At 60.0% G+C, this 23621-nt stretch carries 26 protein-coding genes; 5 read left to right on the forward strand and 21 right to left on the reverse strand.

Annotated elements, in window-relative coordinates; genetic code table 11:
• Positions 1 to 90: 90 nt before the first annotated feature.
• The 7 genes from thiO to D8U70_RS07370 are packed head-to-tail and all read right to left on the reverse strand — an operon-like array spanning position 91 to position 6862.
• A complete protein-coding gene (gene thiO, locus D8U70_RS07340; RefSeq protein WP_130928567.1) occupies positions 91 to 1191 on the reverse strand; it encodes a glycine oxidase ThiO in 1101 nt (366 codons plus the stop codon).
• A gap of 57 nt (positions 1192 to 1248) precedes the next feature.
• Entirely contained in the window at positions 1249 to 1650 is a 402-nt protein-coding gene (locus D8U70_RS07345; protein WP_122750953.1) for a type IV pilin protein, read from the reverse strand.
• Positions 1651 to 1665: 15 nt separating this feature from the next.
• Positions 1666 to 4755, reverse strand: coding sequence for a PilC/PilY family type IV pilus protein (locus D8U70_RS07350; RefSeq protein WP_130928568.1), 3090 nt, complete (start codon positions 4753 to 4755; stop codon positions 1666 to 1668).
• Entirely contained in the window at positions 4742 to 5221 is a 480-nt protein-coding gene (locus tag D8U70_RS07355) for a PilX N-terminal domain-containing pilus assembly protein (protein ID WP_130928569.1), read from the reverse strand. Before D8U70_RS07355 ends, D8U70_RS07350 begins: the two co-directional genes overlap by 14 nt.
• 11 nt (positions 5222 to 5232) lie before the next feature.
• Positions 5233 to 5946 (reverse strand): prepilin-type N-terminal cleavage/methylation domain-containing protein, encoded by a 714-nt coding sequence (locus tag D8U70_RS07360; RefSeq protein WP_076564158.1) that lies wholly within the window; start codon positions 5944 to 5946, stop codon positions 5233 to 5235.
• Positions 5943 to 6392 (reverse strand): type IV pilus modification protein PilV, encoded by a 450-nt coding sequence (pilV, locus tag D8U70_RS07365; RefSeq protein WP_130928570.1) that lies wholly within the window; start codon positions 6390 to 6392, stop codon positions 5943 to 5945. The genes D8U70_RS07360 and pilV overlap by 4 nt, the downstream gene beginning before the upstream one ends.
• On the reverse strand, positions 6389 to 6862 hold the full coding sequence (locus D8U70_RS07370) for a GspH/FimT family pseudopilin (RefSeq protein WP_122698535.1): 474 nt from the start codon (positions 6860 to 6862) through the stop codon (positions 6389 to 6391). The genes pilV and D8U70_RS07370 overlap by 4 nt, the downstream gene beginning before the upstream one ends.
• 130 nt (positions 6863 to 6992) lie before the next feature.
• Here D8U70_RS07370 and D8U70_RS07375 point away from each other — a divergent pair, with 130 nt between their 5' ends.
• Entirely contained in the window at positions 6993 to 7562 is a 570-nt protein-coding gene (locus tag D8U70_RS07375) for a GspH/FimT family protein (RefSeq protein WP_073475505.1), read from the forward strand.
• On the opposite strand, the gene ispH is transcribed toward D8U70_RS07375, so the two are convergent.
• The 6 genes from ispH to murJ all read right to left on the reverse strand — a co-directional run bounded on the left by ispH (position 7519) and on the right by murJ (position 15071).
• A complete protein-coding gene (gene ispH, locus D8U70_RS07380; RefSeq protein ID WP_016773129.1) occupies positions 7519 to 8463 on the reverse strand; it encodes a 4-hydroxy-3-methylbut-2-enyl diphosphate reductase in 945 nt (314 codons plus the stop codon). The genes D8U70_RS07375 and ispH overlap by 44 nt on opposite strands.
• Before the next feature lie 206 nt (positions 8464 to 8669).
• Entirely contained in the window at positions 8670 to 9122 is a 453-nt protein-coding gene (gene fkpB, locus D8U70_RS07385) for an FKBP-type peptidyl-prolyl cis-trans isomerase (RefSeq protein WP_130928571.1), read from the reverse strand.
• Positions 9115 to 9627, reverse strand: coding sequence for a signal peptidase II (gene lspA / locus D8U70_RS07390; RefSeq protein ID WP_024014359.1), 513 nt, complete (start codon positions 9625 to 9627; stop codon positions 9115 to 9117). Before lspA ends, fkpB begins: the two co-directional genes overlap by 8 nt.
• A complete protein-coding gene (gene ileS / locus D8U70_RS07395) occupies positions 9620 to 12451 on the reverse strand; it encodes an isoleucine--tRNA ligase (RefSeq protein WP_073475512.1) in 2832 nt (943 codons plus the stop codon). Before ileS ends, lspA begins: the two co-directional genes overlap by 8 nt.
• A 13-nt stretch (positions 12452 to 12464) precedes the next feature.
• Positions 12465 to 13403 (reverse strand): bifunctional riboflavin kinase/FAD synthetase, encoded by a 939-nt coding sequence (ribF, locus tag D8U70_RS07400; protein ID WP_164558309.1) that lies wholly within the window; start codon positions 13401 to 13403, stop codon positions 12465 to 12467.
• Between the two features lie 129 nt (positions 13404 to 13532).
• A complete protein-coding gene (murJ, locus tag D8U70_RS07405; protein ID WP_016773124.1) occupies positions 13533 to 15071 on the reverse strand; it encodes a murein biosynthesis integral membrane protein MurJ in 1539 nt (512 codons plus the stop codon).
• Between the two features lie 252 nt (positions 15072 to 15323).
• On the opposite strand from murJ, the gene rpsT reads away from it, so the two are divergent.
• Complete coding sequence (gene rpsT, locus D8U70_RS07415) at positions 15324 to 15596, forward strand: 30S ribosomal protein S20 (protein WP_003228351.1); 273 nt, start codon at positions 15324 to 15326, stop codon at positions 15594 to 15596.
• 185 nt (positions 15597 to 15781) lie between these two features.
• On the opposite strand, the gene D8U70_RS07425 is transcribed toward rpsT, so the two are convergent.
• The 5 genes from D8U70_RS07425 to rplU form a co-directional block, all read right to left on the reverse strand.
• The gene (locus D8U70_RS07425) at positions 15782 to 16249 is read right to left on the reverse strand and encodes a CreA family protein (RefSeq protein ID WP_039761698.1); all 468 of its coding nucleotides are present in this window, start codon (positions 16247 to 16249) and stop codon (positions 15782 to 15784) included.
• Positions 16250 to 16259: 10 nt separating this feature from the next.
• Positions 16260 to 17378: a glutamate 5-kinase gene (gene proB / locus D8U70_RS07430; protein ID WP_073475514.1), complete on the reverse strand. Its 1119-nt coding sequence runs from the start codon at positions 17376 to 17378 to the stop codon at positions 16260 to 16262.
• Positions 17379 to 17515: 137 nt separating this feature from the next.
• A complete protein-coding gene (cgtA, locus tag D8U70_RS07435) occupies positions 17516 to 18739 on the reverse strand; it encodes an Obg family GTPase CgtA (RefSeq protein ID WP_016773122.1) in 1224 nt (407 codons plus the stop codon).
• 193 nt (positions 18740 to 18932) lie between these two features.
• Positions 18933 to 19190: a 50S ribosomal protein L27 gene (gene rpmA / locus D8U70_RS07440; RefSeq protein ID WP_016773121.1), complete on the reverse strand. Its 258-nt coding sequence runs from the start codon at positions 19188 to 19190 to the stop codon at positions 18933 to 18935.
• Between the two features lie 35 nt (positions 19191 to 19225).
• Positions 19226 to 19537, reverse strand: coding sequence for a 50S ribosomal protein L21 (rplU, locus tag D8U70_RS07445; protein ID WP_007924746.1), 312 nt, complete (start codon positions 19535 to 19537; stop codon positions 19226 to 19228).
• A gap of 241 nt (positions 19538 to 19778) precedes the next feature.
• Here rplU and D8U70_RS07450 point away from each other — a divergent pair, with 241 nt between their 5' ends.
• The 3 genes from D8U70_RS07450 (at position 19779) to D8U70_RS07460 (ending at position 21732) form a co-directional block, all read left to right on the forward strand.
• Entirely contained in the window at positions 19779 to 20747 is a 969-nt protein-coding gene (locus D8U70_RS07450; RefSeq protein WP_016773120.1) for a polyprenyl synthetase family protein, read from the forward strand.
• Between the two features lie 181 nt (positions 20748 to 20928).
• A complete protein-coding gene (locus tag D8U70_RS07455) occupies positions 20929 to 21270 on the forward strand; it encodes a zinc ribbon domain-containing protein YjdM (RefSeq protein WP_016773119.1) in 342 nt (113 codons plus the stop codon).
• A gap of 204 nt (positions 21271 to 21474) precedes the next feature.
• Positions 21475 to 21732: a hypothetical protein gene (locus D8U70_RS07460; protein ID WP_016773118.1), complete on the forward strand. Its 258-nt coding sequence runs from the start codon at positions 21475 to 21477 to the stop codon at positions 21730 to 21732.
• 139 nt (positions 21733 to 21871) lie between these two features.
• On the opposite strand, the gene D8U70_RS07465 is transcribed toward D8U70_RS07460, so the two are convergent.
• From D8U70_RS07465 to D8U70_RS07475, 3 genes are all read right to left on the reverse strand, one after another.
• Positions 21872 to 22489 carry an FKBP-type peptidyl-prolyl cis-trans isomerase gene (locus D8U70_RS07465; RefSeq protein WP_039761705.1) on the reverse strand — a complete coding sequence of 206 codons (618 nt, stop codon included), beginning with the start codon at positions 22487 to 22489 and terminating at the stop codon, positions 21872 to 21874.
• A 121-nt stretch (positions 22490 to 22610) separates the two neighbouring features.
• Entirely contained in the window at positions 22611 to 22916 is a 306-nt protein-coding gene (locus tag D8U70_RS07470; protein ID WP_056790499.1) for a DUF6482 family protein, read from the reverse strand.
• 131 nt (positions 22917 to 23047) lie between these two features.
• Positions 23048 to 23536, reverse strand: a complete 489-nt coding sequence (locus D8U70_RS07475; protein WP_016773116.1) for a TIGR00645 family protein — start codon at positions 23534 to 23536, stop codon at positions 23048 to 23050.
• Between the last annotated feature and the right edge of the window lie 85 nt (positions 23537 to 23621).

Here is a 23621-nt window from a genome sequence, read left to right on the forward strand (position 1 = left end):
GCCCCTTCGCGAGCAGGCTCGCTCCCACATTTGGAATGAGTATTCCTGTGGGAGCGAGCCTGCTCGCGAAGGCGGTCTACCCGCCTCTGACTAAATACGGCCCTCAGGCGCATACGGCGCCGGATCAATAATCGGCGCCCGCCCCAGCATCACATCGGCAAACAACTGACACGATGCCGGCGCGAGCACCAGCCCGTTGCGGTAATGCCCGCAGTTCAGCCACAGCCCTTCGCATCCCGGCACCCGGCCAATAAACGGAACCCCTTCCGGCGACCCCGGCCGCAGCCCGGCCCAGTGCCCGACCACCTCGGCATCCGCCAACGCCGGCAGCAATTCGATTGCCGAGGCCTTGAGGCTTTGCAGCACTATGTCGGTCGGGGTCTTGTCGTAACCTTCGTGCTCCAGCGTGCTGCCAATCAGAATGTGACCGTCGCGACGCGGGATCGCATATCGCCCCTTGGCCAGCACCATGCTCGGCAGGAAATCAGCCGCGCACTTATAGAGAATCATCTGGCCTTTGACCGGCTCGACCGGCAGCGTCAGGCTCAGCGTCTTGAGCAGATCACCGCTCCACGCCCCCGCCGTCAGCACAATCTGGTCGCCGTTGATCACGCCCGTCGGAGTCTGCACGCCGACCACGCGTTCGCCCTCGCGGACGAAGCCACTGACTTCGCATTGCTCATGAATCGTCACATTCGGCAGCGCCAGCAGCGCGGCTTTCAGCGATTTGACCAGCCGTGGATTGCGCACGTTGGCGACATCGGCCATGTAGATCGCTCGGCTGAAACCGCTGCCGAGCACCGGCACCGCGTCATGTGCCGCCGAGATATCCACAGCCCGCAGCGGCCGGTTTTCCCGCTCGGCCCAGGCCAGGGCTGCGGCTTCATCGTCCAGATCCAGCCAATACAGACCAGTGGTGTGCACCTCAGGATCAACCCCCGTGTCGGCAAACAAGCGCTGGCCGAGCTGTGGATAAAAGTCCTGCGACCAATGCGCCAGCGCGGTGACCGCCGGACTGTAGCGCCACGGGTATAGCGGCGAGACGATGCCGCCGCCAGCCCAGGACGATTCCTGGCCGACATTCGAGCGATCCAGCAGCACCACGCTGCGCACTTCGGAGGCGAGATTGTAGGCAGTGAGCAGGCCAATCACCCCGCCGCCGACAATCACCACTTGCTGTTGCCTGGTCATGTTTGATCCAACCGTAAAAAAGACAGTGGGCGCAAAAGGCGCCCGAAAAAGAATACGTCAGCGGCCCCAGCAATCCTTGGCGGTCACTCCGGTTGTCGCGTTGTTCATGCTTCGCACGCCAGTGTTAGTCAGGGTGAAATCCCCGCACTTGTCGGTGGCCATGGCCGAGCCGGTTTTACGCGTCGCGGTCAGCACAAAGGTCTGGTCGGTCAGCGTCGGGGTGATGGTGTAGAAATCATTGCCCGTGCTCAGTCCGGTGACGCCGGTGTAGACGTTGTTGCGGGTATAGAAGCGTTCGAGGGTCTGCGCCTGCTCCGAGAGCAGCGAGACCACTTCGGCGCGACGGCCCTTCTTCACGTATTCGTTGTAGCTGGGGATACTGATGGTGAGGATGATCCCGATAATCGCGATGACGATCATGATCTCGATCAGGGTAAAACCTCGGCTGGTTCTGCGCATGCCTCAAATTCTCGCTTATTGGATTTGTCGCCACATGATACGACGGCTGCCGCCGCCACCTTTCTCCACAATGACCGTGACCGCGCCGCTGGTGTCAGTCGTGCCCTTGCGCTCGCCGTTAGCCGAGATGAAGTTCAGGGTCGGAATGCCGCCGGTAAAAATCACGCCGCTGGATATCGTATCGTTGCTGTCGACCAAACGGTCGCCGGTGGTGTCGATCACGGCGTAGTTGAGCATCTTACCGTTGAACGCATCGAGTTCGACCAACCTGCCCGTACCAAAGCTCGAACAAGGGTCAGTGGTATCGACGCTGGCAGTGGTGAAAACAACTCGCCCCAACACAAGACTGGCCTGATTGATCACGCGTTCACCGGTCAGCACGTTGTTATACACCAGCGGCAGATACCAGCCTTTCTCTGCCGGATAGGTCGTTTCATTCTGGCTGGTGGTCAGGAACTGCCCGGTACTGCCGGAGAACGAACCGGTAATCGCCTGCGCCTGCAAGCTGCTGACGGTGATTTGTCCGGTCCCACCTTCTGCATCCCAGATTGAATAGAACGCCTGCAGATCCTTGTTGGTCTTGTCGGCAGTTTCGTTGAACTTGCCGGTGCCGAAAAACACCTGCTTGCCGCCCTGTGGGTTGTCCGCCAGCAGCGGTTGCGCAGTGATCGGCTGCGTTGCCCCACCCGGGGCGGTGAACAGAGGTTTGCCGGCAAACGCCACGGCCCAGCTTTCTGCCCCGGGTGCGCTCAAGTCGAATTTCCACATACGCCCCTTCAGGTCACCAGCGTAGGCAGCCTGCACCACGTTCGAGGAATTGACCCTGAGTTTTACCGAAGACAGACCGTTAGTGGTTTCCGTGCTGTCGATGACGATTTTCCTGATCAGCGAACCATCCATTGCATCCAGTACGTACAAAGCCGCAACCCCCGAATTGCTGCCGTAACCATTGGCGATGAATGTCGCCCAGCGACCATTGGCCAAGCGTGCCACTTCCGGCCTGGCATAGGCGTAACCCAGATCATTGAACGCATTCGCCGTGTTGGCCGTGGCCGGCGCACTGACTTCCCACAGTGCCCTGATCACGTTACCTGCCGAGGCATCGAACAGTTGCAGCCCATAGAAGGTTTTGCCGCCGGCCCCCGTTCCGCCAATGGCCAGGGTTTTCCAGGTGGTACCGGCCTGCGCATCGAACACGCCGACCTGACCATCCACCAGAAATTTGTGGCTGACGCCGTTGACGTAGTTGGTGTCCGCGATCAGTCGCAGGGAAGGCAGCACGCTGGAGGGCATGTAGGCATAACGGCGGGTGCCGTTCGCCGAATTGATCACGTTGACGAAACCGTCGTTGGCGTTCACTACCAGACTGGTGTTCATGTTCGCAGCCTTGGTGGTCAGGTAGTTGGTGTAACTGCTGTCACCCGTCAAGTCGGATGCGGTCTTGTCCGAAGGCGACGCGAGCACCAGCGGCGAATTGATGATGTCGCCCAGCAGCGCAGTGCGCACTTTGAGCCCGGCCCTGTTGGTCCCTTTGCTCCACTCCACCAGTTCAGTGCCGCTGACACCGGTGGGCAGGCCCTGATTCAGCGTGTTCTGCTGGGCTGGGGAAAAGCTGCCGAATGCCAGAGCAATGGGCGTATTGCTCAAGGTGTTCCATGACTGGAAAGTCGGCGCTGTAGCAGAGGGTACGATGGTGGTGTCGGTCGACCATTGCGCCGTCGAGGTATTTACCGTGCCGGTCGAGGTAAAGCCGAACGACCTGATCGTGCCGCGCCAATCCTTGGGATCGTAGGTTGTCTGGTAAAAACTGCTGCCACTGGTCAACGTACTGCTGCTGGCAACGCCGGCACCACCGGAGCCGGCCTTGGAAGTGATATCGCTCAATGCCGACGATAACGCCGCATTGAGCCCGGAGCTGTCGGTCGCCTGGTAATACCTGCCCTGCCCGTAACTGGCGGCGTCGGACAACATGTCGTTATCCGCCGCGAAACCCACGGTGTAGGTGTTCATGTTCTGCCGGGGAAAATCCACCGCGTTCCAGCTTTTGCCGGCGGCGTCGGTGCCGGTCGAGCGCATGTCGATGTCGAGGGCGAATTTGGCGATGTCATCCAGATAAAGCGTGTCGCCTTCACCGTCACCGTTGAGGTTGTCGCCATCGTTATTCACGCCATCCCAGTTCGGTAAGCGACTGCCTCCCAGCGGATCGTTGGTCGGGAAGGTACGGTCATAGGTCGGCAAGCCATCGGTAATCACCACGCCGTAGTTTTTCTGGCAGCGGTATTGAATCGGACTGGTATAGGTCGCCGGTGTGCCGTTGTAGTAAGGCGCCAAGCCACGCATGTAGCGCGTGACTTCGTAATAGCTCTCGGCCAATGGCGTGTTGGCCACGGCGTTCAAGCCGTTGATCGATGAGATCAGCGCGTTGTAGTTGGTGTCTGCCTGGGCCTGGGTGACGCTGCCCGCGACGGGTGACAAATCGGTGATCGAGCGGGCGATGAAACCGCCGTTGCCCGGGTTGCTGCTCGTCGCCGGATTGAATGTCGACAGGCCCATGCGCAAGGTGCGGTTGCTGCTCACCAGTGCGGTGGAAACGTTGCGCGCCACGTTCATCCGGTAATCGTTGGGGATCGCCCCCGTGGTGAAGTCGCGGGTGCCGGTGCTGTTGGCGAGGCTGACTATGTAGGAAATGTAATCGGCGGAATAACGAGTGTTCTCGTTGCCTACGGGGTCGGGCAGTTTCAGGCACAAGGGCGCCACGCTGTTGTTGTAGAACGCATAGGCGCCTCCCGAGCAGCCGGAGGTTGGCAGGCTCGATAGAAACACCGTGTCGCCAGTAATCTGCGGTGCATTGAGTGCAGAGCACAAGCCGAGGAAGGCATTGCACTGCCGGGCGGGAGTGCGGTTGACGTTCGGGTCGAATCCGGCGGCGTAGATGATGCTGTTCATACTCCCCGAGTCATCGATCAGCAGCATCACGTTCGGCGCCACCGCAGCCGCGCTCAGCAATGGCGAATCGGAAGGCGTGAAAGCCCAGGCCGGTGCCGCCAGGTAGAAACTCAGGAGCATACCGATCAGCAACGACAGGCCGCGCTCAATACTTCGCATAGACACTCTCCACCACGCTACGCGAATTGCCGGCGATGCCGACCGCAGTCACTCGATACAACGTCGCCGAAGTGTTACTCGGTACGTTCACCGCAGTCAGGGTCGTGCCGATGTTCTGCACGCCATAAAAGCCATTACCGGCAGCGATCCAGGTCACCCCGGAGGTCGAATTGAATCCTGCCGAGCTGACCGATGACGATTCCGCCGGCGGCAGACATTGGTTCGTGCCGCTGCACACCGCCAACGAGTAACTGTCCAGTTGCACTGCGCTTTCGCCGACACGCAATGCCGCTTCGGCCGCCTGAAATGATTGATTGCGCAGGCTTACGCTGCCGGCCATTTTCTCTTGCAGGTTGGCGCTCTGCATCGAGGACAAACCGATCAATGTGAGCAACAGCAGAAACACCAGGCTCACCAACAGGACCATGCCGCGCTGGGCCTGACGTTGCTGCAAGGATATCCTCATCGCCGCCCCCCTCATGGCAAGCGGTTGCGCAATGCCGCAACCACGTTGAAGGTTTGATTGCGCACCCGATTGTTCGGGTCGGTGAGGGTCAGGCTCAGGCGCACGCTGCGGATGCGCGCGGGATCGCCAGGGTTGCTGCTGTAGGTTGAGGCTGCGACGTCGGTCGCCGAACTGGCCAGACCGAATGTGACGTTGAAGGCGCTGACGTTGTTCACCAGCACTTGCTGCGCCGGATTGCCGCTGCCAGTGCCCATGAGGATCTGGTTATTGCTGAAACTGTAGATCAGGCGCCGGATCGGAAACGCGATCTGCCCCATGGTCGGGCTGCGCAATCCGCTGTAGGCGACCGCGCTGTTGCGACAGTCGGAAATCACCGTCCAGGTCGGCGTGCCCCCGCCGCTGCCGACATCGGCGGTGACCATGGTCAGCTTGAGATTGGCGTTATCCCAGCTGATCGGGATGAGTTGGGCAGTGTTGAAATCCCCTGCTGAGCTGGAGTCGACGATGGTGCCGAGGCAGCCGAACATGCCGACCATGCGGATTTCCTGAATCATTTTGCTGAGGACGAAGCGCGCATCTTCCTGCATCGCTGCGGCGCTGTTCTGGCTGACGTAGGTGTTTTTTGCGGCGATGAATATCTGCACCACACCGAGTACGACGATCAACCCCAAAGCCAGGGCAATCAGCAACTCGATCAGGCCGAAACCACGGCTGGTGTGCTTCATGGCGTAGCCACCGGATCGACCGCCGCCCGGCTGGTCAGGACGAAACTGCGCTGGGCACTGGCAGCGTTCGCCGCGCGCGCATCGCTCCAGGTAATGGTGATGGTGTAGACCCGCTGGTTGAGGGTGATGGTGCCCGTCGCGGTCGGGCCGCCGAAGTTGGCGATGTTGGTGGTGAAGTCGTAGAGGTCCTGGTCCCGCGCATTACTGAGATTGCCCGAGGTCGGTGGCGCAACGGTGTAGTTGGCGCCGGAATTGGCGCGGATGCGATCCATCATGTCATAGGCGATGAAGCTGGCCTGACTGGTCATCCGCGAACTGTCGGTGTACTTCAGCGCATTGAGCTGCACCGCCGCTGCGCCCAACAGCCCGACGGTGAGAATCAGCAGCGCGACCAGCACTTCGATCAGCGTCATGCCCTCCTGTGCGTTTTTGCTCCCTGCCCTCATCCGCAATTTCCACCCAGTTGAATGCGTCCGTTCAAACACACGTTCAGCGTCCTGCTTTGCGTGCCCAGCGTGTAACCGATGACTACCGCCGTCGACGGTGCCGCCAGACCACCAAGATTGTTGAAATCCAGTGCGGTCACTCCTGAGGGTAGCGTCAGAGTCGCGCCACTGCTCATTGCTGGAACAACCCGCAACACATTGGCCGGATTGCCAGTACTGTCGTAGACCGCCAGTTCACCGGTCCAGACACTGCCGCCAGCGGTCGGACGCAGACGCGTGGTCACGCCGCGATTGATTGCCTCGAGGCGAGCGAAATTGATCGCCCGCTGCAAGTCGCCGACTTCGGTATCCGCCCTGCTGCTCTGGATCGTACGGGTAAAGGCCGGCACCGCCAGCGTGATCAGTATCAGGAACACCGCGATGGCGACCAGCAACTCGACCAGCGTGAAACCTTTTGTACGAAGATCCATCGGTGCCCTCCGTTGCCGTCGGCTATACCTGCTTTTACACGCTAGAACATTGGCTCGGCACGCGCCGACTGATTTGCCCTGCGCGGCGCACGGATTGCGCTGCTCATACCATTCCACGGAGGGATTTTTCATGCCGCAACACGGTTTCAGCCTGATTGAACTGCTTATGGGACTGGCGATTGGCGCAATTGTTCTGCTGCTGGTCAGCCCGGCGTTCGCCGCACTCAAACAGGCGACTCAACGCGACCACGCGGCGCAGTCGCTGCTCGAAGGCATCCGCCACGCTCGCACACTGGCCATCACGCACAATCAGAGCGTGGTGATCCATGGCATCGACGGTGACTGGAGTCAGGGTTGGCGGATCATTCTGGATCGAAGCGGCAAGGGGCCGGAGGACAGCAGCAATCCGCTGCTGGTTGAACGCGCCAGTGAGGCGAAAGTACCGATTGTCGGCAACTGGTGGGTGAGCCGCTATGTGCGGTTCAGTCATTTGGGGCAACCGCTAATGCCGGGAAGGCGGTTTCAGGCAGGGACAATACACGTCTGCTCGCCGCGCGAACCGGTCAGCCAGCGGCAGATCGTGCTGGCGGCGACCGGTCGCGTGCGCCTGAGCAGTCAGGAGACCGAACAGGCGCTGTGCGACAAACGCAGAAGCGTCAGATCGAACGGACGCGCAGCTCTTTCGGCATCGAGAACGTGATGTTCTCCTCACGGCCAGCCAGCTCGTCGGCACCGGTCGCGCCCCAGGCCTGCAATTGCTGGATCACGCCCCGGACCAGCACTTCCGGTGCCGAGGCGCCAGCGGTAATGCCAATGCGCTCGACGCCGTCGAACCAGCTCTGTTGCAGATCCTCGGCACCGTCGATCAGGTACGCCGGAGTCGCCATGCGCTCAGCCAATTCGCGCAGACGGTTGGAGTTGGAACTGTTCGGGCTGCCGACGACCAGCACCACGTCGCACTCGTCGGCCAGTTGCTTGACGGCGTCCTGGCGGTTTTGTGTGGCGTAGCAGATATCGTCCTTGCGCGGGCCACCAATCGCCGGGAAGCGCGTGCGCAGGGCATCGATAACGCGACTGGTGTCGTCCATCGACAAGGTTGTCTGGGTGACGAAAGCGAGTCTTTCCGGATCGCGCACCTGCAATGCGGCCACGTCCTTTTCGTCTTCAACGAGGTAGATCGCGCCGCCATTGCTGGCGTCGTACTGGCCCATGGTGCCCTCGACTTCCGGGTGACCGGCGTGGCCGATCAGGATGCACTCGCGACCGTCGCGGCTGTATTTGGCGACTTCGATGTGCACCTTCGTCACCAGCGGGCAGGTTGCATCGAATACTTTCAGGCCACGACCGGCAGCTTCGTTGCGCACGGCTTGGGAAACACCGTGGGCGCTGAAGATGACGATCACGTCATCGGGTACCTGATCGAGCTCTTCGACGAAAATCGCGCCACGGCTGCGCAGGTCTTCGACGACGAACTTGTTGTGCACCACTTCGTGACGCACATAGATCGGTGGCCCGAAAACTTCCAGGGCGCGGTTGACGATTTCGATCGCCCGGTCCACACCGGCGCAGAAGCCACGGGGGTTGGCGAGTTTGATTTGCATGCTGTGCCTCGTGTCTTGCGCGCGAAAACAATGGAAAACAGACTGTGGAGACCTGCTTGTTGTGGCGAGGGGATTCATCCCCGCTCGGCTGCTTAGCAGTCGTAGACCGTCAACGGACTTATCTTAGAATCCGTTGACTGGTCTGGGGGCGCTTCGCACCCCAGCGGGGATAAATCCCCTCGCCACAGAAGCTCACTCCTGCATTTTTAGATCGCTTTGACGGAAATGATTTCCACGTCAAAGGTCAGCGTCTTGCCCGCCAGCGGGTGGTTGAAGTCGACGGTCACTTGCGTGCCGTCGAATTCCTTCACCACACCTGGCAATTCAGTATTGGCCGCATCGTTGAAGATCACCAGCAGACCCGGCGACAACTCCATGTCGCTGAACTGCGAACGCGGGATGGTCTGCACGTTCTGCGGGTTTGGCTGACCGAAAGCGTTTTCCGGCTCGACGGTCAGGGTGCGCTTGTCGCCGGCCTTGAAGCCGAACAGTGCGGCTTCGAAACCCGGCAGCAGGTTGCCGTCGCCGACCTTGAACGTCGCCGGGGCCTTGTCGAAGGTACTGTCGACGGTGTCACCGTTTTCCAGGCGCAAAGCAAAGTGCAGGGTGACTTCGGTGTTCTGGCCGATGCGTTGCTCAGTCGATAGCGGTTCAGTCATGAGCAGCCTCTTCGGTTTTCTTCGATTTGAACATGTCCAGTGCCAGCATGATCGCGCCAACGGTGATCGCGCTGTCGGCAATGTTGAACGCCGGGAAATACCAGCGGTTCTGCCAGTGCACCAGAATGAAGTCGATCACATGGCCCAGGGCAATGCGGTCATACAGGTTGCCCAGCGCGCCACCCAGCACCAACGCTAGGGCGACGGCCAGCCAGGTGTCGTTGCGGCCCAGACGCTTGAGCCAGACCACCAGCACGGCACTGACGACAATGGCGATCAGGGCAAACAGCCAGCGCTGCCAGCCGGAGCTGTCGGCGAGGAAGCTGAAGGCAGCGCCAGTGTTGTAGGCCAGCGTCCAGCTGAACAGATCGGGAATGATCACGATCTGCTGGAACATTTCGAGCTTGGCTTCGAAGTAGAACTTGCTGGCCTGGTCAATGACCAGAACCAGCAGGCTCAACCACAGCCAGCTCAGCCGTCCGAAACGGCCAATGGCATCAGGCATAGTGACGAACCTCGCCAGCACCGCTGATGTTGTCGACGCAACGCCCGCAGATTTCCGGATGCTCCGGGTTCACGCCGACGTCTTCGCGGCAATGCCAGCAACGCGCGCATTTCGGGAACGCCGATTTGACGATCTTCAGTTTCAGACCGCTGACTTCGGTGGCCACTGCATCGGCCGGAGCCTGAACGAACGGTGCAACGCTGGCAGTCGAGGTGATCAGGACAAAGCGCAGCTCGTTGCTCAGCTTGGCCAGATCGGCGCTCAGCGCCTCTTCGGCAAACAGCGTCACTTCGGCCTGCAGGTTGCCACCGACGGCTTTCGCCGCACGCTGGATTTCCATCTCTTTGTTGACCGCGACCTTCACTTCCATGATGCGATCCCAGTAGGCGCGACCCAGCTCGAAGCCTTCCGGCAGCTCGGTCAGGCCTTCGTACCAGGTGTTGAGCATGACCGACTCGTTACGCTCGCCCGGCAGGTATTGCCACAGCTCGTCAGCAGTGAAGGCGAGGATCGGCGCGATCCAGCGCACCAGCGCTTCAGAGATGTGGAACAGCGCGGTCTGGCACGAGCGCCGGGCCTTGCTGTCGGCGCCGGTGGTGTACTGGCGGTCCTTAATGATGTCGAGGTAGAAACCGCCCAGCTCCTGCACGCAGAAGTTGTGGATCTTCGAGTAGACGTTCCAGAAACGGTATTCGCCGTAGTGCTCTTGCAACTCGCGTTGCAGCAGCAGCGTACGATCCACGGCCCAGCGATCCAGCGCCAGCATGTCTTCGGCCGGCAGCAGGTCGGTGGCCGGGTTGAAACCGGTCAGGTTGGAAAGCAGGAAGCGCGCGGTGTTACGGATACGACGGTAGGCATCGGCGCTGCGCTGCAGGATCTGCTCGGACACCGCCATTTCGCCGGAGTAGTCGGTCGAAGCGACCCAAAGACGCATGATGTCGGCGCCCAGGGTGTCGTTGACCTTCTGCGGCGCGATCACGTTGCCCAGCGATTTGGACATCTTGCGGCCGGACTCGTCGACGGTGAAGCCGTGCGTCAGCAGCTCGCGATATGGCGCGTGGTTGTCGATGGCGCAACCGGTCAGCAACGAGGAGTGGAACCAGCCACGGTGCTGGTCGGAACCTTCCAGGTAGAGGTCGGCACGCGGGCCGCTCTCGTGGCCCATCGGGTGCGAACCGCGCAGAACGTGCCAGTGCGTGGTGCCCGAGTCGAACCAGACGTCGAGGGTGTCGCTGATCTTGTCGTACTGCGGCGCTTCATCACCGAGCAGTTCGGCAGCGTCGAGTTTGAACCAGGCTTCGATGCCTTCGACTTCAACGCGTTTGGCGACTTCCTCCATCAGCTCGACGGTACGCGGGTGCAGCTCGCCGCTTTCCTTGTTGAGGAAGAACGGGATCGGCACGCCCCAGTTGCGCTGACGCGAGATGCACCAGTCCGGACGATTGGCGATCATCGAGTGCAGGCGCGCCTGGCCCCAGGCCGGAACGAACTTGGTGTCTTCGATGGCTTTGAGCGAGCGCACGCGCAGGGTGTCGCCGCTGGTTGGCTCCTTGTCCATGCCGATGAACCACTGCGCGGTGGCGCGGTAGATCAGCGGGGTCTTGTGGCGCCAGCAGTGCATGTAGCTGTGTTCGATGACGGTGGTGTGCATCAGCGCACCGACTTCGGTCAGTTTTTCTACGATGGCCGGATTGGCCTTCCAGATGAACTGGCCGCCGAAGAATTCCAGCGACGGCACGTACACGCCGTTGCTCTGTACCGGGTTGAGGATGTCGTCGTTGACCATGCCGTATTTCTTGCAGGTCACGAAGTCGTCCACGCCGTAGGCCGGGGCGGAGTGAACCACGCCGGTGCCTGCGCCCAGTTCGACGTAGTCAGCCAGGTACACCGGCGACAGACGATCGTAGAACGGGTGACGGAAGTTGATCAGCTCCAGCTCTTTACCGGTGGTGGTGGCGATGACCGAACCTTCCACGCCATAGCGCGCCAGGCAGGCTTCGACCAGCTCTTCAGCCAGCACCAGCAGCTTGTCGCCGATATCGACCAGGGCATAGTTGAATTCCGGGTGCACGTTCAGCGCCTGGTTGGCCGGGATGGTCCACGGGGTGGTGGTCCAGATCACGATCGCAGCAGGTTTGCTCAGCGACGCGAGACCGAACGCGGCAGCCAGTTTGGCTTCATCAGCGATCGGGAACGCGACGTCGATGGTCGAGGATTTCTTGTTCTCGTACTCGACTTCCGCTTCAGCCAGAGCCGAACCGCAATCGAAGCACCAGTTCACTGGCTTGAGGCCCTTGAAGACGAAACCGCCCTTGACGATTTCGGCGAGGGCGCGGATTTCACCGGCCTCGTTCTTGAAGTCCATGGTCTTGTACGGGTTGGCGAAGTCGCCGAGCACGCCGAGACGGATGAACTCGGACTTCTGCCCTTCGATCTGCTCGGTGGCGTAGGCACGGCACAGCTCGCGGGTCTTATCCGCGCCGAGGTTCTTGCCGTGGGTCACTTCAACCTTGTGCTCGATCGGCAGGCCGTGGCAGTCCCAGCCCGGGACGTACGGCGCGTCGAAACCCGACAGGGTTTTCGAGCGGATGATCATGTCCTTGAGAATCTTGTTCAGTGCGTGACCGATGTGGATCGTGCCGTTGGCGTACGGAGGGCCGTCGTGCAGGACGAACTTCGGACGATCCTTGCCAATCTCGCGCAACTTTCCGTACAGGCCAATACTGTCCCAGCGCTGCAGGATCTGCGGTTCGCGCTGTGGCAGGCCGGCCTTCATTGGGAAGGCGGTGTCCGGAAGGTTTAGCGTGGCTTTATAGTCGGTCATTTAAGGCTCTTCATTAGCGATGGGCGCTAGGTGCGGCTAGTGCACGGGCGGTGGCGACATCCGCATTGATCGCCGTTTTCAATGCCTCCAGAGAGGCGAAGCGCTGCTCTTCACGCAGCTTTTGGTGGAAAACCACCGTCAAACGCCGGTCATACAGATCGCCGGCAAAATCTAACAGATGGACCTCGAGGTGGGCTTTGCCATCCCCTTGCACCGTGGGACGCACGCCAATATTGGCGACACCGGGCCAGGTCTTGCCGTCGATGTCGACATTCACCAGATAGACGCCGGTGAACGGCACGCGACGACGCTTGAGTTGAATGTTGGCAGTGGGCGTGCCCAGTTGCCGGGCCAGTTTCTGACCATGCAGCACGCGACCGGCGATGCGGTACGGACGGCCGAGCAAGCGTTCGGCCAAGGCAAAATCGGCCGCAGCCAAGGCGTTGCGCACCTGCGTGCTGCTGACGCGAATGCCGTCCAGCTCGACGGTTTGCGCCGCTTCGACGGTGAAACCGTGAACCTGCCCGGCCTGCATCAGAAAATCGAAATCGCCGAGGCGGTCGCAACCGAAACGGAAATCGTCACCGACCTCCAGATGCTGCACGCCAAGGCCATCGACCAGAATGGTATCGACGAACTCACTGGCGCTGAGCTTGCTCAGCCGCTGGTTGAACGCCAGGCACAACACCCGGTCGACGCCTTCAGCGGCCAGCAATTGCAGCTTGTCGCGCAACCGCGCCAGACGTGCCGGTGCGGTGTCGGGAGCAAAGAACTCCCGTGGCTGCGGCTCGAAAATCACCACGCAGCTGGGTACACCCAACTCGAGCGCACGCTCACGCAGCCGGGCCAGGATAGCCTGGTGACCACGGTGAACACCGTCAAAGTTGCCAATAGTGGCGACGCAGCCCCGATGCCGGGGGCGCAAGTTGTGGAGGCCTCGAACCAGCTGCATAACGCGCTTCTTGCTCATAAAGTGGTCGATTATAACCACACCCGACGGCCGACGACAGGCAACACCGTAACGCAAAGTGAACGAGCCGACAAAACCGCCGGCCCATGCCTGCTCATGAAGGCTGAAACCTCAGCTCAAGGCCTTGCGATTGAAGTCGCGCAGACGGAAACCCAGCAGCAGCAACATACCGAAATACGCCACCACACCGGCCACCACCAGCGCGCCCAGGCGCAAGAAGCGCTCAAGCATATGGCCCTCATCCCACGCGGGCATGAAATGCATGCCCGCCAGCAACACCGCCGACATCACGGTCACCGCAACGACCAGCTTGAAGCCGAATTTGCCCCAGCCCGGTTGCGGTTGATACATCTTTTGCTTGCGCAGCTGATAGAACAGCAGCCCGGCGTTCAGGCAAGCACCGGCACTGATCGCCAAGGCAAGGCCGGCATGGGCCAGTGGGCCGATCAACGCCAGGTTGAACAACTGCGTGCAGACCAGCGTGAAAATCGCGATTTTCACCGGGGTGCGAATGTTCTGTTGCGCATAAAAGCCCGGCGCCAGCACTTTGATCACGATAATCCCGAGCAGGCCGACCGAATAGGCAATCAGCGCACGCTGGGTCATCTCGGCATCAAAGCCACTGAACTGGCCGTACTGAAACAATGAAACAGTCAGCGGTTCAGCAAGAATCCCCAGCGCCAATGCGCACGGCAGCACCAGCACAAAGCACAGGCGCAGCCCCCAATCGAGGATCCGCGAGTATTCGTGGCGATCCTTGCTGGCGTAGGTCTTGGCCAGCGTTGGCAGCAGAATCGTGCCGAGCGCCACGCCCAATACGCCCGACGGCAATTCCATCAGGCGGTCGGCGTAATACATCCACGACACTGAACCTGCGACCAGAAACGAGGCGAAGATGGTGTTGATGATCAATGAAATCTGGCTGACCGACACGCCGAGAATCGCCGGCAGCATCTGCTTCATCACCCGCCACACGCCGCTGTCGCGCAGGTTCAGGCGCGGCAGCACGAGCATGCCGATCTTTTTCAGGTGCGGCAGCTGATACAGCAACTGCGCCAGACCGCCGACCAACACTGCCCACCCGAGCGCCATGACCGGCGGATCGAAATACGGCGTGAGGAACAGCGAAAACACGATCATGCTGACGTTGAGCAGAGTCGGCACGAAGGCCGGCACCGAGAAGCGGTTCCAGGTGTTGAGGATCGCGCCGGCCAGCGACGACAGCGAGATCAGCAATATATAAGGAAAGGTCACCCGCAACAGATCGGAGGTGAGCTGGAATTTCTCCGGGGTATCGGTAAAACCGGGCGCTGTGGCCCAGATCACCCAAGGGGCGGCGATCATGCCCAGTGCAGTGACAACTGCCAACACCAGCGTCAACAGGCCCGATACATAGGCAATAAAGGTGCGCGTCGCCTCTTCGCCCTGCTGGCTTTTATATTCGGCCAGGATCGGCACGAACGCCTGGGAGAAAGCCCCTTCGGCAAAGATCCGCCGCAGCAGGTTGGGCAGTTTGAACGCAATAAAGAAGGCATCCGTGGCCATCCCGGCGCCGAATGTCCGCGCGATCAGCGTGTCACGAACAAAACCCAGAATCCGGGAAAGCATCGTGATAGAGCTGACGGCGGCCAACGATTTGAGCAGATTCATTGAGAGAGTTTGTGCCTGTCGATAAACAGCAGGCGAACAATGCGCCTACTTGTGCGATACTCCGCGCCGCAACAGCACAGAGCCAAAGCTCGCGAGTTTACAGGTCAAGCGCCGGAAATAAATATCCCGCCTCTTTATACCTACCACTTAGCGGAACGATTCAAGTGCCCTTGACAAGACAAGTCTTCATCGGCATGATTCGCGGCCTATTTTGTTTGCTATTTCCTAAAAAGTCTTTCGAGGAGCTCGACGGTGGCCAACTCACCTTCCGCCAAAAAACGTGCAAAACAGGCTGAGAAGCGTCGCAGCCACAACGCCAGCCTGCGTTCCATGGTTCGTACCTACATCAAGAATGTAGTTAAGGCCATCGACGCAAAAGACGCTGAAAAAGCTCAAGCTGCATACGTTCTGGCTGTGCCAGTTATCGACCGTATGGCCGATAAAGGCATCATCCACAAGAACAAGGCTGCTCGTCATAAGAGCCGTCTGAATGGCCACGTCAAAGCGCTGAAAGAAGCCGCTTAATCGACGCAGTCATTAAAAAACCGACCTCAGGGTCGGTTTTTTATTGCCTGTGATTCAACAAGCTACAGGCAAAAAAACTGTGGGAGCGAGCCTGCTCGCGAATGCGATCTGCCAGTTGATATTTCTATCGACCGACATGACCTCTTCGCGAGCAGGCTCGCTCCCACAGTTCGGATTGATGACGCTTATTGCTGGACCGGCACCCACGGCAGGATCGGGATGGCCGTGACCGCATTCTGCGGACTGCCCTCGATCAAGCGATCGCTGTAGACCAGGTACACCAGCGTGTTGCGCTTCTTATCGAGGAAACGCACCACCTGCATGGTCTTGAACACCAGCGAAGTGCGCTCCTTGAACACCTCGTCGCCATCCTTCAGCTCACCCTTGAACTTGATCGGCCCGACCTGGCGACAAGCGATCGACGCCTCAGCACGATCCTCGGCCAGACCGAGACCACCCTTCACTCCACCAGTCTTGGCGCGTGACAGGTAGCAGGTCACGCCTTCGACTTTCGGATCATCGAACGCCTCGACCACGATCCGGTCATTCGGCCCGACAAACTTGAACACCGTCGACACCTGGCCGATTTCCTCGGCCGAGGCCAGCAATGGCATGGCCATCAGCAGGCCCAACAATCCTTTCGCTACACGCATCGAATTTTCCTTAGACCAGAATCAGGTTGTCACGGTGAACCAGTTCCGGCTCCGCCATGTAACCGAGCAAACCGACAATCGCATCCGACGACTGACCGATGATTTTTTGCGCTTCCAGGGCGCTGTAATTGGCCAGACCCCGAGCGATCTCCCGACCATCCGGCGCTATGCAGACGACCATCTCACCGCGACGGAAACTGCCTTGAACCAGTTTCACCCCCACCGGCAGCAGGCTTTTGTTGCCCTTGGACAACGCCGACACCGCCCCCTCATCCAGCACCAGAGTGCCACGGGTTTGCAGATGACCGGCCAACCACTGCTTGCGCGCCGCGAGCATGCCGCGCTCCGGCGATAGCAGCGTGCCGATGCGCTCGCCCGCCTTGAGACGATCAAGCACGCGCTCAAGGCGCCCGCCGACGATGATGGTGTGCGCACCGGAACGCGCTGCCAGGCGCGCCGCGCGCAGCTTGGTCTGCATGCCGCCGCGCCCCAGCGCACCGCCGGTACCGCCGGCGACCGCATCCAGAGTCGGATCATCGGCGCGCGCTTCATAAATCAGTTGCGCATCAGGATTGTTGCGCGGATCGGCGTCGAACATGCCGTCGCGATCGGTAAGGATCACCAGCAGATCGGCCTCGACCAGATTGGCCACCAGCGCCGCCAACGTGTCGTTGTCGCCGAAACGGATTTCATCGGTGACCACAGTGTCGTTTTCGTTGATCACCGGAATGACTTTCAGCTCGACCAGCGCACGCAAGGTACTGCGGGCGTTGAGGTAGCGCTTGCGGTCGGACAGGTCGTCGTGGGTCAGGAGAATCTGCGCAGTGTGCCGGCCATGCTCGGCGAAGCTCGACTCCCACGCCTGCACCAGCCCCATCTGACCGATTGCAGCGGCCGCCTGGAGCTCGTGCATGGCACTGGGTCGTGCGGTCCAGCCCAAGCGACTCATGCCGGCCGCCACCGCCCCGGAGGACACCAGCACCAGCTCGACGCCCGCCTCATGCAGCGCCACCATCTGCTCGACCCAGACACTCATTGCCGCGCGATCCAGCCCTTTGCCGTCAGCTGTCAGCAAAGCGCTGCCGATCTTCACGACCCAACGCTGCGCACCTGTCACCTTGCTCCGCATCATCTTCAACCTTAGCTTGAGGGCAGCGCGACCTGGCACTGCCCGTGACGTTAATCGTGGCGATTGCTGACCAACGATCGATTTCCGGATACTAAAACGCCGCTCGATTGAGCGGCGTTCAAGTTTATCGCAACGGATCAGTCACGCACGTAAATGATTTCCGGACCGTCTTCGTCATCCACATCTTCTTCGTCCCAGTCATCGTCGCCGATGTCATGGACCGACTTAACGCCGCTGCGACGCAGGGCACGCTTGTCGTCCAGCGCCTGCAACTGCGCGCGAGCTTCGTCTTCGATGCGCTGATCGAGATCGGCCAGCTCTTCCTTGTATGCAGGATCTGCGGCGAGGCGATCGGCACGGTCTTCCATGTAACGCATGATGTCGTGGCACAGACGCTCGGTACCGATCTTGGCGATGGCCGAGATCACGTACACCGGACCGGTCCATTCCAGGCGATCAACGATTTCCTTGACGCGAGCATCGTGCTCTTCTTCAAGAATCTGGTCGCACTTGTTCAGCACCAGCCAGCGATCACGCTCGGCCAGCGACGGGCTGAACTTGATCAACTCGTTGACGATCACTTCAGCCGCGTCCGGAGCACTGGAATCATCCAGCGGCGCCATGTCGACGAGGTGCAGCAGCAGACGCGTACGCGCCAGGTGCTTGAGGAAGCGAATGCCCAGGCCGGCACCGTCGGAAGCGCCTTCGATCAGACCCGGAATGTCGGCAATGACGAAGCTCTTCCAACGATCGACGCTGACCACACCCAGGTTCGGCACCAGTGTGGTGAACGGGTAGTCGGCGACTTTCGGCTTGGCGGCCGAGACCGAACGGATAAAGGTACTTTTACCGGCGTTCGGCAAGCCCAGCAGACCGACGTCGGCCAGCACTTTCATTTCCAGTTTCAGGTCGCGCTGCTCGCCCGGCTTGCCTGGCGTGGTCTGACGCGGTGCACGGTTAGTACTGGATTTGAAACGGGTGTTGCCCAGACCGTGCCAGCCGCCCTGCACTACCATCAGTTTCTGACCGGCCTTGGTCAGGTCGCCGATGACTTCCTGAGTGGCAGAGTCGATCACGGTGGTGCCGACCGGCACGCGCAGGATCAGGTCTTCGCCCTTCTTGCCGGTGCAGTCGGTGCTGCCGCCGTTGGAGCCACGCTCGGCATCGAAGTGACGGGTGTAACGGTAGTCGACCAGGGTGTTGAGGTTTTCGTCGGCCATCATGTAGATGGAACCGCCGTCACCGCCATCACCGCCGTTCGGGCCGCCGTTTTCAATGAATTTTTCCCGGCGGAAACTCATGGCACCGTTGCCACCGTCACCGGCCTTTACGCGAATCGATACTTCATCAACAAACTTCATAACCAACGCCTCTCGCCGTACGGACGAGCCGAAAAACAATCAAGACATAAGACTCTTGCAAAAATGAGCGCAGCGACCCCAAGACACGACCTGCATCGCACGCCGACAGCCCATACAAACAGCTTTGCAAGAGACTCACCCCACAAACGAAAAAGCCCCGTCGCAAGACAGGGCTTCTCCAGCGATCTCGCGATTAAGCCGCGATTACGCTCACGTAACGACGACCGAAGGCGCCCTTTACTTCGAACTTGATCACGCCTTCGATTTTAGCGAAGAGAGTGTGATCCTTGCCCATGCCAACGCCGTAGCCAGCGTGGAATTGGGTGCCGCGCTGACGCACGATGATGTTGCCGGCCTTGATGACCTGGCCGCCATACATCTTCACGCCAAGGCGTTTGGCTTCTGAGTCGCGACCGTTACGGGTACTACCACCAGCTTTTTTGTGTGCCATGAGTTCAATTCTCCTAGTGAGGAATTAGGCTGTAATTAAGCCTGAATACCGGTGATTTTGATCTCGGTGAACCACTGGCGGTGGCCCATACGCTTCATGTGGTGCTTACGGCGACGGAACTTGATGATGCGGACTTTATCGTGACGACCTTGGGAGATCACTTCAGCCTTGACGGTTGCGCCAGCAACAACTGGTGCGCCGATGTTCACGTCGTCGCCGTTGGCGACCAGCAGAACGCGATCAAAAGTCACGGATTCGCCAGTAGCGATTTCCAGTTTTTCGATCTTCAGGTATTCACCTTCAGCGACCTTGTATTGCTTACCGCCGGTAACGATTACTGCGTACATGGTATTTCTCCGATAATCCTGCTCACCCAGCTCTTTATAAGAAGAGGTATTGGCTGGCATGGCTGCATGGGGCTGGAACGGCCCAAGTGCAATTGCGTAAGGCAGGTGCTGCCCAGGAAGTTCAGGGTGCGCGATTGTACGCAAGCAATCTGCCTCGCGCAAGTGGCCGTCCATCGCGCCTTGACAGGTCTGGACGGGGGTCCTAGCATGCCGCGCAACCCTTCTGGAGCGACTCTCGCTGATGCAACCCCAAGCTTTCTACCGCGCGGTGGCGGACGATTTTAGCGCCGTCGACGGCATCATCAAGAAGCAGCTGACGTCTCGAGTGCCGCTGGTATCGAAAATCGGCGATTACATCACGTCGGCCGGCGGCAAACGCCTGCGTCCTTTATTAGTGTTGCTGTGTGGCAAGGCCCTGGGTCGCGAAGGGGACGACATGCGCCTGCTGGCCGCCACCATCGAATTCCTGCATACCGCGACCCTGCTGCATGACGACGTCGTCGACATGTCCGGCATGCGTCGTGGCCGCTCGACCGCCAACGCCATGTGGGGCAATGCCCCGAGCGTGCTGGTCGGCGACTTCCTGTATTCGCGCTCGTTCGAAATGATGGTCGAACTGGGCTCGATGCCGGTGATGAAGATTCTCTCCCAGGCCACGCGCATCATCGCTGAAGGCGAAGTGTTGCAGCTGTCCAAGGTGCGTGACGCCAGCACCAGCGAAGAAACCTACATGGAAGTCATCCGCGGCAAGACCGCGATGCTCTTCGAAGCCTCTACCCACAGCGCCGCCGCGCTCGCCGGCGCGACCGCCGAGCAGAGCGAAGCCCTGCGCACGTTCGGCGATCACTTGGGTGTGGCGTTCCAGCTGGTTGATGACCTGCTCGACTATAAAGGCGACGCAGAAACCCTGGGCAAGAACGTCGGCGACGATCTGGCCGAAGGCAAGCCAACCCTGCCGCTGATCTACACCATGCGCGAAGGTACGGCCGAGCAGGCGGCACTGGTGCGTCAGGCGATCCAGAAAGGCGGGATCGAAGACCTGGAAAGCATCCGCATCGCCGTCGAAGCGTCCGGCTCGCTGGAGTACACCGCGCAACTGGCCCGCGATTACGTGGCCCGCGCGATCAAGTGCCTCGAGGCGCTGCCGGCCAGCGAATACCGCGATGCGCTGGTGGAACTGAGCGAGTTCGCGGTAGCCCGCACGCACTGATTCATCCCCTGTGGGAGCGAGCCTGCTCGCGAAAGCAATCTGCCAATCGACTCAATGTTGACTGACACAGCGCTTTCGCGAGCAGGCTCGCTCCCACAGTTGTTTCTGCGCTATGCCCTCCTCCGCGTAAAACCCTATACAATGTGCGCCCTTTAGCCCTCCTGATACCCAAGGAACCTTAGTGAGCACGTTGCCACCCTGCCCGAAATGCAATTCCGAATACACCTACGAAGACGGCACCCAACTGGTCTGCCCCGAGTGCGCCCACGAGTGGTCTGCCAGCGGCGAAGCCGAAGTGGCGGCCGATGATGCCGTGAAGAAAGATTCGGTCGGCAACGTCCTGCAGGACGGCGACACCATCACCGTGATCAAGGACCTCAAGGTCAAAGGCACGTCGCTGGTGGTCAAGGTCGGCACCAAGGTCAAGAACATCCGCCTGTGCGATGGCGATCATGACATCGACTGCAAGATCGACGGCATCGGTCCGATGAAGCTCAAATCCGAGTTCGTCAGAAAAGTCTGAGCCTTGCGTCATCCATCCTGCGCCAGCCGTGGGATGGAGCTTTGCCCTCCCCCCTTCGGCTCAATGAATCCGCGCATGGCCATCAGCCAGTCATTTTGACCTGACACAACCTTTACCCGGAAAACTCCACGATCCGCCAATAGGCACTTGCTATTTAATGAATAAGAATTATTCTCATTGAAACCTTTCAAGGAGATAAGACCCATGACTTATTTGATCGACGCCTGGCTGGATCGCCCACACCCTTACCTCAGAATCCTCCATCGGGAAACCGGCGAAGTCTGCGCAGTGCTTGAAGAAGAAGCGTTGCATGAGCTGCAGGATCAAGGCGATCTGGACGTCAGCAGCCTCAATTCGAGCGAGCCGCTGGTACTCAAGGAGCTGGTGCGCAATCTGTTCCTGTTCTGCTATGCCCGGGCGTTGCGCCCGACCAATGAGCTGCACAACAAGATCGAAATATGAGCAGCATTAAAAAAACCTGTGGGAGCGAGCTTGCTCGCGAAAGCGATAAATCAGTCAACGAATGAGTCGACTGAAAAACCGCCTTCGCGAGCGAGCTCGCTCCCACATTTTTCAGCCCGCCATCAAGGCAGGCTCGGTATTACAGAACGTCCAGCAGCTCGACGTCGAACACCAGAACGCTGTGCGGCGGGATGCTGCCCACGCCTTGCGCGCCGTAAGCCAGTTCGCTCGGCACGTACAGGCGCCATTTGCTGCCGGCATTCATCAGTTGCAGGGCTTCGGTCCAGCCAGCGATCACGCCGCCAACCGGGAATTCTGCAGGCTGACCGCGCTCGTAGGAGCTGTCGAACACAGTGCCGTCGATCAGGGTGCCATGGTAATGCGTACGCACCTGGTCTTCACGGGTCGGCTTGGCGCCTTCGCCCTGAGTCAGTACTTCGAATTGCAGGCCGGAAGCCAGGGTGGTGATGCCGTCACGCTTGGCGTTTTCGGCGAGGAAGGCCAGGCCTTCGCCAGCCGCTGCTTCAGCCTTGGCCGCTGCTTCGGCTTGCATGATCTCGCGGATCACCTTGAAGCTGGCGGACATTTCTTCCTGGCCAACACGGCTTGGCTTGCCGGCGAAAGCGTCGGTCAGACCGGCCAGGATCGCGTCCAGGCTGACACCCGGTGGCGGGTTGTCGCGCAGCTGGTCGCCGAGTTGACGGCCGATACCGTAGCTGACGCGGGTTTCGTCGGTGGACAGATTTACTTCGGACATGACACTGCTCCGCTGTGCGGACGGCCACAGGACTTGCCGTGCGTGCACAGCGCGTCCCGGCGCGCCCGGAACCAAAAGGGCGAGCAGACTAGCACAGATACCCCGGACTTGGGGCCGGGGCCTACAGGGCCGAGCGCCAGGCGAGCGGGACTTTCAGGCTTTCATCGAGGTCACCGACCAGGCCACACATTTCGTCATGGACCGAGGTGTGCACAAGATTGAAGGGCAGTACCGGAAAGGCATGCAGCAGATCCCGCGCGTGCTCCACTGAGCGCAGCGTCAGCATATTGCCCTTGAGATCGCTCAACGGATACGCCGTCCCATGCATCCTCGCTTCCAACAGGTAAATGCCTCCTTCCATGGAGATCAGGTTCAACTCGTCGACCTTCCTGGCAACAGCAAACGCGTTCAACTCTTGCAGGTTCATGGAAGCACCTCACACCGTGGCGAATCGCACCGTTACAGGCATAGGCCGCTGCGCTTGAAAGCACAAGCCACAAACGAAACCGCCCGTCTGTTTCGCAACAGACGGGCGGTTTTTTTGCCTTGATCGGCTGATCAGTGCTTGGTGACCTTGTCCAGGTAACCCATGGCAAACGCGGACACCACAAAAGTCATGTGAATGATCACGTACCACATCAGATGCTCAGGATCGACGTTCTTGGCATCCATGAAGATGCGCAGCAAGTGGATCGAGGAGATCGCCACGATCGACGCCGCGACCTTCATCTTCAGCGACGACGAGTCCATGGTGCCCAGCCAGCTGAGCTTCTCTTTGCCTTCGTCGATGTCCAGTTGCGAGACGAAGTTCTCGTAGCCGGAAATCATCACCATCACCAGCAGACCGCCCACCAGCGCCATGTCGATCAGCGACAGCAGCACCAGAATCAGATCCGATTCAGCCATGGCGAAGACGTTGGGCAGGATATGGATGATTTCCTGGAAGAACTTCAATGCCAGCGCCAGCAGACCGAGGGACAGGCCGATGTAGATCGGCGCCAGCAGCCAGCGGGTGGCGTACATTGCATTTTCGATAAAGCGTTCCATTGACTCTCACACAAGGGGCTGGAAATGGCGGCGAGTATAACAGCCCGCTGTGACAGCCAGAAACCGCCGGAAAATCCGCCACCTG

The organism is Pseudomonas sp. Sample_20 (genome assembly GCF_004307585.1).
Classification (GTDB): Bacteria; Pseudomonadota; Gammaproteobacteria; order Pseudomonadales; family Pseudomonadaceae; genus Aquipseudomonas; species Aquipseudomonas atacamensis.